Source organism: Formosa sp. A9, from assembly GCF_051200825.1.
Lineage (GTDB): Bacteria > Bacteroidota > Bacteroidia > Flavobacteriales > Flavobacteriaceae > Formosa.
This window is the reverse complement of the sequence record NZ_CP195158.1, coordinates 2,790,364-2,803,793: the sequence shown is the minus strand read 5'-3', so window position 1 is coordinate 2,803,793 and position 13,430 is coordinate 2,790,364. Positions and strand designations below refer to the sequence as shown.

General features: G+C 36.2%; 11 protein-coding genes. 5 read left to right on the top strand and 6 right to left on the bottom strand.

Going from position 1 to position 13,430, the window contains the following annotated elements; all coding sequences use genetic code 11:
* Positions 1–223: 223 nt before the first annotated feature.
* Positions 224–3,520, bottom strand: a complete 3,297-nt coding sequence (locus ACR9EA_RS12325) for a GEVED domain-containing protein (RefSeq protein ID WP_435133474.1) — start codon at positions 3,518–3,520, stop codon at positions 224–226.
* Positions 3,521–3,741: 221 nt separating this feature from the next.
* Between ACR9EA_RS12325 and ACR9EA_RS12320 the strand changes: the two genes are divergently transcribed.
* The 4 genes from ACR9EA_RS12320 to ACR9EA_RS12305 all read left to right on the top strand — a co-directional run bounded on the left by ACR9EA_RS12320 (position 3,742) and on the right by ACR9EA_RS12305 (position 8,361).
* Positions 3,742–4,659: a 1-aminocyclopropane-1-carboxylate deaminase/D-cysteine desulfhydrase gene (locus tag ACR9EA_RS12320; RefSeq protein ID WP_435139875.1), complete on the top strand. Its 918-nt coding sequence runs from the start codon at positions 3,742–3,744 to the stop codon at positions 4,657–4,659.
* Positions 4,660–4,663: 4 nt separating this feature from the next.
* Entirely contained in the window at positions 4,664–5,479 is an 816-nt protein-coding gene (locus ACR9EA_RS12315) for a glucosaminidase domain-containing protein (protein ID WP_435133471.1), read from the top strand.
* Between the two features lie 11 nt (positions 5,480–5,490).
* Positions 5,491–6,783, top strand: a complete 1,293-nt coding sequence (hemL, locus tag ACR9EA_RS12310) for a glutamate-1-semialdehyde 2,1-aminomutase (protein WP_435133468.1) — start codon at positions 5,491–5,493, stop codon at positions 6,781–6,783.
* A gap of 1,308 nt (positions 6,784–8,091) precedes the next feature.
* Positions 8,092–8,361, top strand: a complete 270-nt coding sequence (locus ACR9EA_RS12305; protein WP_435133465.1) for a hypothetical protein — start codon at positions 8,092–8,094, stop codon at positions 8,359–8,361.
* Positions 8,362–8,605: 244 nt separating this feature from the next.
* Here ACR9EA_RS12305 and ACR9EA_RS12300 read toward each other — a convergent pair whose 3' ends face one another.
* The 3 genes from ACR9EA_RS12300 to ACR9EA_RS12290 form a co-directional block, all read right to left on the bottom strand.
* Complete coding sequence (locus ACR9EA_RS12300) at positions 8,606–9,190, bottom strand: hypothetical protein (RefSeq protein WP_435133463.1); 585 nt, start codon at positions 9,188–9,190, stop codon at positions 8,606–8,608.
* A gap of 225 nt (positions 9,191–9,415) precedes the next feature.
* Complete coding sequence (locus ACR9EA_RS12295; protein WP_435133460.1) at positions 9,416–9,931, bottom strand: hypothetical protein; 516 nt, start codon at positions 9,929–9,931, stop codon at positions 9,416–9,418.
* A 71-nt stretch (positions 9,932–10,002) separates the two neighbouring features.
* Positions 10,003–10,602, bottom strand: coding sequence for a hypothetical protein (locus tag ACR9EA_RS12290; RefSeq protein ID WP_435133458.1), 600 nt, complete (start codon positions 10,600–10,602; stop codon positions 10,003–10,005).
* Between the two features lie 547 nt (positions 10,603–11,149).
* Between ACR9EA_RS12290 and ACR9EA_RS12285 the strand changes: the two genes are divergently transcribed.
* Positions 11,150–11,824, top strand: coding sequence for a response regulator (locus ACR9EA_RS12285; protein WP_435133455.1), 675 nt, complete (start codon positions 11,150–11,152; stop codon positions 11,822–11,824).
* A 36-nt stretch (positions 11,825–11,860) separates the two neighbouring features.
* Here the strand turns inward: ACR9EA_RS12285 and ACR9EA_RS12280 are convergent, their stop codons facing one another.
* On the bottom strand, positions 11,861–12,367 hold the full coding sequence (locus ACR9EA_RS12280; RefSeq protein WP_435133452.1) for a hypothetical protein: 507 nt from the start codon (positions 12,365–12,367) through the stop codon (positions 11,861–11,863).
* Between the two features lie 150 nt (positions 12,368–12,517).
* Complete coding sequence (locus ACR9EA_RS12275) at positions 12,518–13,237, bottom strand: endonuclease/exonuclease/phosphatase family protein (protein WP_435133449.1); 720 nt, start codon at positions 13,235–13,237, stop codon at positions 12,518–12,520.
* Between the last annotated feature and the right edge of the window lie 193 nt (positions 13,238–13,430).

The following is a 13,430-nucleotide window of genomic DNA, read 5'->3' as shown; positions in this document are numbered from 1 at the left end:
ATATATTAAGTTAATGCATGATGTGCGATATAACAACTAAAATAATCGATAAACGGTATTTTGAATTAATGTAAGAGAGATAAATCTTACTGTTTTAACAAGTAAAAAGCCTAAGAATGCATTTAAAATGTATTCTTAGGCTTGATTTTTATAATTTATATGCGTTGAGTAAAAAGACCTTTTTAAGGGCTTTCTACTACTTAATACTGACTATTAACTGCCTTTAAAATATCACTTTTTGTGTTTTGGTTTTGCCATTGGCTAAAGTCGCTTTAACAATAAGCGGACTGTTAGTAGGTGCAAATTGGTCTAATAGAACGTCTTGAGTGTTCATGTTTTTAGCATTAAATAAGGTTCTGCCTAATATGTCGTAAATGGTAACAGTGTTGACAACATCGGTTTTACTACTTATTTTTATGTAGTTTTTGTTAGCGAAAATATTAAGGTCGTTTAATGTAATGGTGTCGTCAATACTCAATTTGTCGCCTTCGTAAACTAATACAAAGCGGTCGTTGAAGGTGCCAATTTCCGATGAGAATTGATATGGAGCCGCTCTTAAATCGTGTACTTTGTTTTCGTATAGATCTTTTAGGTAAATGTCTTGGTTAGTGGTTTCAAAAACACCATCAACTTTAGAAATGCCTATTGTATAGATATCTTTTTTTGTTGTAATAATTCCTAATGATACGACATCGGTATCCATAAACGGAATTGAGCGTCCTTGAACTACCATAGCTTCATCATCAATTAAAGAGTAAAAACTCATCACGTTATGGTCCATAATTACAGAGTCGTAAAGTTCGTCTTTTTCGTTTGTAGCCCCTTCAATGTAACCGATCAACATATTTGTACTTGTATTGTTAGAATCTGATAAATTCATCCATATACGATGTTTCTCTGCATCATCTGTTTGCGTAGTTCTATAAAATTCTGTGTTGGTATAATAGTCGCTATAGGTTCGCATAGCGTTAGTAAATGTTACATTTTCGTTCAAACCAGTTCCAACGTGTTTCATAGTAACAAAGAAACCTTGACCTGAAGCAATAAATTCACTTTCGGCACTAGGGTCTGATGATCCCGATGCTGTTATGGTAAGGTAGTCGTTTGTATTATAGTTGTAAACGAAATCTTCGTAAAACGGATCGTCGTTATCTTTGCTTATAGCCGTTCCGTGTGTCCAGATACGAACGCCGCCTTCTAATACATCTACATTTTCTGTTAAGAAAGTTGTTATATTTATGGCAGATGGATAAGGGTTGCCAATTAAGTTCCAGTTATCGTCTTCGTTGGAAACGGTGGTCGACGAAGGACCGTTAGTGTAAGAGCCGCCGTTGTAATCACCTCTACTAACTGGCGTTGTTAAGGTGCCATTATTAGGTTTTTGGCCTAGAAAAGAGACAGTGTAAGTTGGGCCTCTTCGAACAATATAACCTTTTCCAGTTTCCATGGTTATGTTCGACACTTTTTCCCAGTTTCCAAAATTACTTTCGTATTTATCAGCATTATCTACCGTCGGGATCCATAGATAGCGGTGAGAGGTTGTTGAAATATTATCTAAGTTGAATGCTTGTGTTGGAGCAGACCAATATACGTAATCTGTACTTCTTTCGGTGTAGGCCGTGCGATCCATCATAAAATTAAATTCAGTAGTGTTTTGACGTGTATTTGTGTCTGTTTCATTAATTTGTATTAGGCTTGAACCAGAATCGATATACATGGTTGTTTGATTGTCGAACTTATTAGCTATGGTTAAAATGGATTCTCCTAGAACCTCTAAATTAGATCCAGAATTATTGTTGGTTAAGGTAAGGCAAGACATAATAGAACCCTCGTCCAAAATAAAATCCCCAATGTTGTTTTCTACATGATTAGTAAAATGTAATGTGCTTTCGTATATGTGTAAACTATTACCTCCAGCATTTTTGAATTCTAAATCTGAAGCGTTAATCGTACAGTTTCTAAATTCTCCACCTTCAGCTGTGGATATTTTGCCGTTAACGATAATGGTTGAATCCGTCCAATTGTTATCGTAAGTGCCAGAAGTGCCTATTTCTAAGTCACCATCTGTAATATCAATATAACTATTTGTTAACACAACACCGTTAGAGTTCCAAGACTTAGCAGAAACCTCACTGTTGGAGATTAAAACAGGTGCAAATGATTTAAAGGTCTCTGTAACGGTTAAAGTACTATTGTTTCTTATAATTAATTCGCCATTATATTCTTTAAATACAGAATAAGCAAAAGCATCTGTGTTATCGATAATAGGGAAGGTTGTTGAAGCGTATGCGATATGTACACAATGTCCAGAAGTAGGCACACCTGTTGGTTGCCAGTTGTTAGGATTATTCCAATTAGAGTCTTCATTGGCGACCCATATTTTAGTACAATCTTCAACAGTTAAAATATATTCTTCAATTTGTCCATTAACAATATTATCGCAAGCATTATTTATTGGACTATTACTCTTTACTATACGCAATTTAGACGTGCCATAAGTGGAGGTAGCTGGAACATTAATTTCGGTAGTTAAAACTTGCCCGTCTTGTCCTGTACTATTAGTTATGGTTCCTAAATCGAATTTTTCATTGTTATCGTTGTAATCGCCATCGTAATTCCAATCGAAAAAGGCGGTAATATAATTGGTGTTATTTCCATTGGTATTACCTTGAATGGAGATACTTGTAGTGGTGTCAGCAATAAGTGTTACAGGATCGTCGCAGAAGAACGTTTCGAAAGCGTCTTCACTTAAACTATTGCTCGTTGTATTATTGGTGTTGGCAATAGTAACATTTGTAATTGGTTCTACTGTGTTTATTGTTGGGGTGCAGTAATCTGTTCCAGTATAGAGTGTGATTCTAATACCTCCATTACCTCCATTACCACCAGGTCCATTGTTGCTCCCATTACTGTGTTTAAAACCGCCGCCGCCGCCGCCGCCAGGTGCTTGACCAGATTTACCTGTGATATTACTTTCTTGACTATTACCTCCAGGAGCAGCAGCGCCTCCAAGTCCACCGTTTGTGGCATTTTCACCTGCTGTAGCAGATATGCCTTCCCCCATATTTTTTTGGCCATTTGTACCACCGCTACTTTCCGCTAAAGTTTCCCATGAGACATTAGGTTCACTGATTTTAGTGCTTTGACTAGGTGGTGTATAATATTCTCCACTGGGGCCGGCACCAGCACCAATTGTATATGTGAAAATATCCCCTTGACTAACAACTATATTTTCTATTTTTGTATATACTCCTGCTTTACCGCCAGCACCACCACTTTGTCTCTCGGAACTATAGCCGCCAGCACCACCACCGCCCCAGAGCTCAATATCTATTTTGGTGACACCACAGGGTACTTCGAATGTTCTATTTCCTGTTAAGGTGTCTATTACCGTTTCCTGCCCAAAACCATTCAGGCCCACCATTGCAAAAAGTAGGAATACAAACAGGTATTTTAAAGATAATTGATTGTGTTGTGTAAAAGTACCGCGGGTAGCGTTTAGAGTAGAATTAATAGCCATAAATCTAGGGTTAAATTATCGATAGCAAAACTAATCAATTCGTGGTCTATTTGTTATTGTGTTGAAAATAAAATAATTACATAATCGATAAACGGTTGTTTTTGGTCGCTGAAAGTGATGTTTATTGCGGAATTTTCATCCTTTTTGTACTAAAAATCGTGCTAAAGGTTTTATTTCCATTACTTTTGCAATCGTATTGGGCTTGTTTTACTGGGTGTATTATGTTGTTTTCTTCAAAAGATTTTTCCGTTCGCAATCAAATTATTCCGTTTTCGGAGCGTTTTACTGGGCAGTTGGCTATAAAGCGCGAAGATGCCATCCATCCGTTTGTAAGTGGTAACAAATACCGCAAATTGTTTTATAATATCAAACAAGCGGCAGCCGAGGAACACACTACGCTGCTTACGTTTGGGGGCGCTTTTTCTAACCATATAGCGGCTGTAGCCTATGCAGGGCAGCAAAGTGGTTTTAAAACTGTAGGTGTTATCCGTGGCGAAGAACTATCAGGGGCAGTAAACCAAAACCCTACCTTACAATTTGCTGCGGCTTGTGGTATGGATTTCAAATTTGTGTCACGTTCTGCATATCGCGATAAGGAAGACGCTAGTTTTTTAAACGCTTTAACTTCAGAATTTGGTCGTGTTTATATAGTGCCAGAAGGCGGTACCAATGCCTTGGCAGTTAAGGGGTGCGAACATATTTTAACCCCCGAAGACGCGCGTTTCGATTATATCTGTTGTGCTGTTGGTACAGGTGGCACCATCGCTGGATTAATAAATAGCAGTCTGCCACACCAAACGATTTTAGGATTTCCTGCCCTAAAAGGTGATTTTTTACAAAACAATATTAGTAAATTTGCCACGAAAAACAATTGGGAGCTTATAACCGATTATCATTTTGGAGGTTATGCCAAGGTAAATACCCAACTTATTGCGTTTATAAATCAATTTAAAACACAATATGGCGTGCCTTTAGATCCTGTATATACTGGAAAGCTTATGTTTGGCGTTATAGATTTGTTGGAAAACCACTATTTTAAACCCAATGCCAATATATTGGTAATACATACAGGAGGCTTGCAAGGTATAGCCGGTATGAATACCCGATTGAAAACCAAAGGCATGCCCTTAATTTTATAAGTGAATGAAACATATTTTTATAGTTGTAGTATTAGTAAGTTTATTGTCTAGCTGTGGGGCTAGCAAACACAAGTCTAAAAGTACCTCGCATAAACACCGTACAGAACGCACATCTACAGCTTCTAAACCTGCACAGACCAAACAAAATAACAATACGCCAGCCGAAACACAGGTGCCTGTGGTTTCTAAACCGGTTACGAGTGTAGAAGAATACATACAACTATACGCTGGTATAGCGGTGGAGGAAATGAAATTTTATCACATCCCGGCCAGTATAACTTTGGCGCAGGGTATTTTAGAGTCGGGTTCTGGTCGTGGGCGTTTAGCGGTAGAGGCCAATAACCATTTTGGTATTAAATGTCACGAATGGACCGGAGACCGTATTTATCACGACGACGATAAAAACCAAGAGTGTTTTCGTAAATATAAAGACCCTAAATATTCTTTTAGGGACCACTCGTTGTTTTTAACCGAGCGTAAGCGTTACGCACAATTATTTGAATTGGATATAGACGATTACCGAGGCTGGGCTCGCGGATTACGTGCGGCGGGGTATGCGACCGACAGAAAGTATCCAGAAAAATTAATTGCTCTAATAGAGCGTTATCAGCTATACCGTTACGACGGAGACTATTCGGGCAAAACCAATACCGTAGTAGTAAAAACAGATGCCAATAACATTCATTTTGTGAAAAAGGGCGATACACTATATTCTATTTCAAAAAAATATAACATTTCAATACAAGAACTTCAACGTATTAACGGATTGAATGATACTACAATTTCTATCGGACAGGAATTGTATGTTAAATCGATGTAATAAAACATATTATGGTATATACACGTAGTAGTGCATTATTTGCAGAGGCAGAACAAGTAATTCCAGGAGGGGTAAACTCGCCTGTTCGGGCTTTTAAAGCCGTTGGTGGAACACCTATTTTTGTAAAGGAAGCCCAAGGAGCTTATTTAATAGATGAAGATGGGAACCGTTTTATAGATTATATTAATTCTTGGGGGCCAATGATTTTAGGTCATGCGCATCAGCCTGTGGTAGATGCGGTTATCGAAAAAACAAAATTAGGAACTTCCTTTGGTACGCCAACAGCTATAGAAACCGAAATTGCAGCCCTGGCAGTAGCTATGGTGCCAAATATCGATAAAATAAGATTTGTAAACTCGGGTACCGAAGCCTGTATGAGTGCCGTAAGGTTAGCACGTGGCTATACCAAAAAAGAAAAAATTATAAAATTTGCCGGATGTTACCATGGGCATAGCGATTCGTTTTTAATACAAGCGGGTAGTGGTGCCGTTACTTTTGGTACGCCAAATAGCCCGGGAGTTACTAAAGGTACAGCACAGGACACATTATTGGCAAAGTATAACGATATTGCTAATGTTACCGAAATTGTTGAAGCAAATAAAGGGCAAATAGCCTGTATTATTCTAGAGCCTGTAGCAGGGAATATGGGCTGTATACCACCTAGCGCTAGTTTTTTACAAGACTTAAGGGCGTTGTGTAGTGCGCACAATATTTTGCTTATTTTCGATGAGGTAATGACTGGTTTCAGATTGGCAAAAGGTGGTGCCCAAGAGCGTTTTGGTGTTCAGGCCGATATTGTTTGTTTTGGTAAGGTTATTGGAGGTGGCTTGCCTGTGGGGGCTTTTGCCGCTAGAAAAGAGATAATGGATTATTTAGCACCTATAGGTCCTGTTTACCAAGCAGGAACATTAAGTGGTAATCCGTTGGCAATGGCAGCAGGTTTGGCGATGCTAAACGAATTGAATAGCGATGCAGAATTGTTTAACCGTTTAGATGAAAAAACCGAATACCTACACAAAGGTATTGCCAAGGTGTTAACAGACCATAAAATAGTGCATACTATAAACCGAACGGGGTCTATGATATCGGTGCACTTTTCCGATATTCCTGTAGTCGATTTCGAAACGGCAGCGTTGGGCAATAACAATATTTTTAAAGCATTTTTTCATGGTATGCTAGAGCAGGGGGTATATATTGCGCCAAGTGCTTTCGAAACCTGGTTTATAAGTGATGCTTTAAGTTACGCCGATTTAGATGCCACTATAAATGCCGTTAATAGTGTAGCTAAAAGCTTGTACGCTTAGTTGTAAAACCGTGTTCGCGTATACCTATGTCATAACAACACTGTTTAAGGCTAGGGGCAATGTTTTTTTCTGAAGTCAATATCCAATATATTGAGAGCTCTATACTGAAACAAAATCCTTTTTTAAAAGGAAAAGCTTAAAAAACAACGTATTGAACCTGTCTTGATAAATTCCAGCTTATTCTTGGATAACTATTAAAAGTCAAGATAAGTTCATTGATTTCAGGCGTTAGTTGAAACTAAGCACTTTTAGAGCAAGACTTTCAGTTTCTACACATATTTTTGCGCCACGAATGCACGAATATTTGACATGGATTTTATAGAAATATTTGTGTATTTGTGGTTAAAACGAATACAAATAATCGGACTTTTAGTCTGTTTTCAAACCTATGGACTTCCAGTCTATAGGGGTTTAGTGGTCTCAGTCGTTAGTTGAAGCTATGCACTTTTAGAGCAAGAGCTTGAGTTTCTATACATATTTTTACGCCACGAATGCACGAACATTTGACATAGATTTTATAGAAATATTCGTGTATTTGTGGCTAAAACGAACACAAATAATCGGACTTTCAGTCTGTTTTCAAACCTATGGATTTCGAGTCTATAGGGGTTTAGTAAAATCTCCATTTATGCTGCTATATTTTTAATCGGTAGCTCAATATCTTTTTTTGTAAACCACACTGTAACTCAGTGCTATTGTTAATTTTAAGTTGATGGTGAAAAATTAAATCCAGGGGTTGGGTTAATATCCTTCTAATTTACAGCGCTTTATCTTGGTAAGCAAATGCTTGGCACCTCCTGACCGCACATGACTGCTTATGACTTAATATGACCTCTTGTGACACGTCCTGACACGTTATGACACTCTATGACACACTATGACCTGTTATGAACCCTCTTGACCGCTCCTGACACAAAAGTGCGATTTTTAAGGGGTTTTGTTCGAGTCTTGTTCGGGATTTGTTCGTCTCTCGCTCGTACATATATTTTAAAAATGGAGGTTTTTAAAACAAATCCCGAAGCACACTACAAGCACAGAGGTAGAATTGCTAGAAAAAGGGTATATTGTTGCAGGAAACAACTTTCTGGAATGGGGGTGTGAGGGAGATGTTAACTAATTAAAAAAAGAAGATAAATTATTGAACATATAAAAACTAACTACAACCGCAATGCATATAATTCATTGCGGTTGAATTCCTAATCGGAATTCAATGCATTTTTACTATCTTCGGCTATGGCCGAAAGAATCCTCGTGGATTTTTATGTGTCGAAACGTAGCCAAACCATTGGTAAACATTAAAATAATATCTTGAATTTAAAGAAACCACATTTGAAGTTACATAAAATAAATGACCAACTTGTACTTGATATTGACACATATGAGCTAACAGATATTATTGACGATTATTTAACAGAAGAAGGAGGTATTGTTTATGAATTCCTTCAAGAATTACCATCGGAAGAATATAGAACATTTCGACTATTCTTTAACGAGAAATGTTCCGAAACTCAATTAATACAGCTGCTAGAAAATTTTACGGATAACGAACTTATTGACATTGTAAAATTTCAATCATAATGTATATTATGGATTGTGTAACATGTTTGAATTACCGTAAGGCTCTATTAATGACCTATGGATAAGTTTTAATAATAGGAAAATTGTATTCAATATTATATTGTTAGAAGTGTACAAACAAAATAAACATGTTGATCATTAAAAAATTCTTAACAAGAACTACGTTTATAAAATCTTATCAGAGACTATTGGATAAAAAGAGATATATAAAGGCTTTCCTAGCGGTTTAGGAAAGCCTCTTTTTTTATATGAAATTTCCGTTACCGTCTAGATATACCTTTTTCTTTAAGGTATCTTTTTTAAGATGGATCTCGTATTCGGTTTGGTTTGCTTTGTTGTGCACGTGTTTAATCTCGCATATTTGAGACGTAATAGCCCAATCTGGATACGTTTTTAAAACCTTAGTGATTATGTGGTTGGGAATGGCTACATCGGTATACCGCTCGAAAGTTTCCAGTACTTCGCCTTTGTTATTGTAGTATACATTAACATAACCGCTTTTGGTTTTCATTTTTATTTGGTATATGCCATCGTAATTATCGTTAAATACATCCGAATTTTCGATGTTGTATAAAGCAATTAAATTTTGAAACTTTCTTACGTATGTAGAATGTTCATGCACATTAGATAAGTTAATGTAGTTGGCATTAACTCCAGTGGTTTTTATGCCCGCACTACTTTTTTCTGCTAGCATAGCTTCCGAAATTCCTACTTCGTTTGGGCGGTTTAAAGCCAATCCGTTTTCTGTTGTTTTTATCTCTTGAATAACTTGACTGTGGCCAATAGAAAGAGATAGTAAACTTAGTGTGATAGTTAAAAGCGTTTTCATGATGTTCTAGATTTAAATTAAACATTAAAGTCTTATTAAATGTAGAATCATTAATAGGGAAGGGCTAATATTTAGTAGTGGTTTTAAGATTGTACAACTTTTAAAGCGTTACAATTAAACTTTTAGGAAGTTTTTAAAGCTGTGCTGTTTAACCTGAAAATTAAAAAATGGCTTTACCGTTTTATAAGTAAAGCCATTTTTCTCTAATACCCTTACCAAGATGTATTAATACGATGTAATAGGATTTAGCATGGTTTCGGCATTAATCTTATCGGAAAACATGCCTTTGTATGCATCAAAGTCAGATGGCAGATATTTGTGTGACTCCTCTTCGGTAAGCGGAGCATCATCTTGTTCTTCTGCAACCTCTAAAGCATTGGTGTCTACAATTGTAAATACAGCAAAGCTTTGAAAACCAGTGTCCGATTTGCCACCAACAGAGTTGGAGACTGCTTTGTTATAAGCTAATCCTTCGTTATTCGGCTCCAACAAGTCGTAAGTCTCTGTAGTATTGCTAGAATACAACGTAGACTCGTACGCTATTGGTATTTCAACATCAGATTGAATTACAACATAATCTGGCGTTTCTGGTTTGTGGTCTTTGGTTATGCTAAATACATTTTCTGCACCTGTAGTATAGTCATCCGATATCGTAATAGCCGTTTTCTTAGATGTCCATTGCGCATTTACGCTGCATAGACAGAGTAAGAACATTACAGTTATTATTATATGGCGTGTCATGATTATAATTTTTTACGTGTTAAAAGAGATAACGGTTATACAAAAACAGGAGAATTATTATAATTCTAGTGTTATATAAAGTTGCCTTTATCGTCTACTTTAACCGTTTTTTTGTCTTTGCCATGAGAGATCATTACCTTATATGTGGTATTGATGCCTTTGTTTTCGGCATAATTGATAGTGCATACATTGGCATCAAATCTGTAATTTGGGTATTGTTTCATAATACTTACAATTACGGCATTTGGTAATGCAATGTTTTCGAAACGTTCTTTAGAGTAAATAATTTTACCCATATCGTCGTATCTCACACTCATGGTACTTCTTTTGCTGTCAAAAACAACATCGTACGAAGCAGCTTCGGAGTTGTCGTACACTTCGGTATTTGCTAAATCGAAAAGTGCTGCATTTTGCTGAGCAATTTTAACGTAAGTAGGGCTGTCTACTAAAAACGTGCTGTTTAAGTAATTGGCATTTACCCCTGTAGTTTTAATGGCCGTACTGTGGTATTTGGCCAGCATGGCATCTGCTTTTTGTTGGCTTTTAGTGTACGCCAAGGCAGTTTCGTCTTCGCTTGTTGGCAACGTATCTGTTGCGTTTTCTAAATCGGTTTGTGCATATATGCTTCCTGCTAGAAGTAAGCATACTGCTAAGGACATTACTCGTTTCATGATTTCTAAGTTTTTTGATTAATGAAATTGATGATAGTCAAAGTTAAATTAGAAAACCAGTTTTTTTAAGCGTGTTAGTACCAGATTTTTAAGAAAGCATTTTTACCTAAGTGTACCTACGTATTTTTTATTAAGTAAATATAAGATGCCTTGTTTTTTCGTATCTTAGTAAGGATGTTATAGTTAGTGCTAACTAACGCTTATTATTAACAGGTTGAATAATTTAAACAGACTTTTACTATTACAATAAAGATACAAATAGAACTAGTTGTTTGTAAGCGTGGAAGTCTCCTATTTAAGAAAGCGTATAAATACCTGATTAATAATTGTTAAAGGTTTGGTAAAGCGAAATAATCCTCAAAGAAACTCAGTTTTTCGTCTTTTTTCTTCATTACTATAATAATATGTGTTAAATGTGTTATGTGAGTGTGAAATTGGTAATAATTAACAGTTTCTGTTAAATTGTTTTTAACTTTTTGTTAATTCGGTAACAGAATCGATAATTATAGTGTCTTTTATGTAACATTATACATTAAAACTTACTTCTATGGGGCGGAAAATACATTTAGTTATTGCAGACGACGTTAGACTTTTTAGGAAAGGCATTCGGTTTTTATTAGAACGGGATGATGCTATTCAAGTCGATTTTGAAGCCAACAATGGGCTAGAATTAATAGCGTATTTAAGGGCTAACAAAGCGCAATTGCCCGATATAGTAGTAACAGATTTAGATATGCCCGAATTGAATGGCGTAGAAGCTGCTAAATTGATTCACACCGAATTTCCTAGTTTAAAAGTCGTTGCCCTAACAGGGTATTTTTCCAAATCGTGTGTGTTAAATATGATTCATTTAGGCGCCTCGTGTTATTTGCCAAAAAGCGCCTTGCCAGAAGATGTGGTTACTGCCATTAAAGAAGTGCACGAATTAGGGTTTTGTTATACCAACGAAGTTTTAAAATACATACACGACGATCTGGCGAACAATAATGGGAAACCTGTAAAGTGCGATTTCGACGAATCGTATTTAACCTCTAGAGAGAAAGAAGTGTTACAGCTTATTTGTAACCAATTAACAACTACCGAGATTGCCGATAAACTATGTATTAGCCCAAGAACTGTAGAAGGACACCGCAACAATTTACTTTTAAAAACCGAGTCTAAAAATGTGGCAGGGTTGGTGACCTATGCCATAAAAAATAATTTGTTAGACTTGTTGGCATAAAAAAAGCAACCTTAAATAGATTGCTTTTTTTAGATATTAAGAACGTCTGTGTGTTCTAGGTTCTTGATTTGGATCTTGTTGAAAATGTCTTCGGTCTTTTCTGTTATTCATTCTGTCTTTGGCTTCATGTCTCTTGTTGGCCATGTTTTCTACCCAAGCTGAATATTGATCGGATTTTAAAATAGACTTCATTTTACTTTTATAAGCAATTTGTGCATCTAACCTTGCTATCATGTGGTCGTACTTGTCGTTTTCTGTAAGTTTTACACCCTTTTCTTTGTTGGCTTTAAACGTTTCGCGTTGTGTTTTACGCGCTTTGGCCTGATTTAAATTTAAGTTGTAAATGTCTTTTTGTTGTGCGTCCGATAAATCTAAAGCGAGTGTCATTTTTTTTGTTTGTAACGTAGCCATCTGCTCGGGTGTAAAGTCGTGCATTGGTCGTTCTTTAGGACCTCTGTCGTGTCTTGGAGCATCATCTTTCTGGTCTTGTGCAAAAGCATTTAACGATAAAAATGCTAAAGCTAAAATCATTATTTTTTTCATGTCTTATTTGTTAAAGTTGTAATTATAAGACGATGATGGTATTAAAAGGTTTAATGTTGTTGAATTTTTTAACAGGAAGTTAACGATAGTAAAAGTGTGTTTTAAAACTGAAAATGTTTGAAGAATCGCTTTGAAGCGTAGTGAATACTTTTATTTAAGTTTGAATTGGCCGACAAGTAATGCGTGATCGGAATTGGAGTGAAATTGTTTGTTCAGTTTTAATGGTTGCCACCTTTTATTCAGCCAAAACTGATCGATTTCTAATACAGGAAAAGCACTCGGCCAAGTGGCTGTTATGCCATTATTATAACTATGGAAACTTTCGAATTCTGTATTAAAGGCCTTAAAGTAAGCACTCTCGTAAGGCGTGTTAAAATCGCCTATAACAAAGTCTATATTGTGTTTTTTTGCAATGCGATGAACCTTTTGCAAATCGGAATGTTTCGATTTAAACGGATTGGCCAAAAGATCGGTAATCAGCACCGTAATGCTATGATTTTGTATGGTAGTTGTTACAAAATTATATTTGCTACTTGCCGAAATGTCGCCATAAAGTACATGGTTAATAATGCCTTTAACAGCAATAATCATTTCGCCATTTAAGGCTTTAATTTGGTAGTCTGGGTAGTGTCTGGTAAAGGTTTCTAAATCGGATTTTGGTATGTTTTTGGCTTCAACCAAAACAATGATTTCTGGCTCTAAGGTCTTCATATTTTTAAAAATCAAATCCAAAGGTAACTGTTTCGGCCTTGCAATATTCCAATATAAAATAGCATGATTGTAAGCTGTTTCTGCCTTAACTGTTTTGTCGTTTGTATAGTAATAATTAGTAAACCAAAATACGGCTAGTAAAATGTTGAGTCCTAGCAATATTATAAAAAGCGTTTTGTTTTTATAACATATACATTGCACAACAAAACCATAGGCTATAATAAAAAGTAAGGGACAGGCAAAAAAAATGAAAACAAATGGGGCAAACCTATCTTTAAAAATAAAGTGAACGCTTAACAAAAAAGCATACCCTAAAATAAGGTATGCTTTGTATTTAAATAGGAGTGCCAAC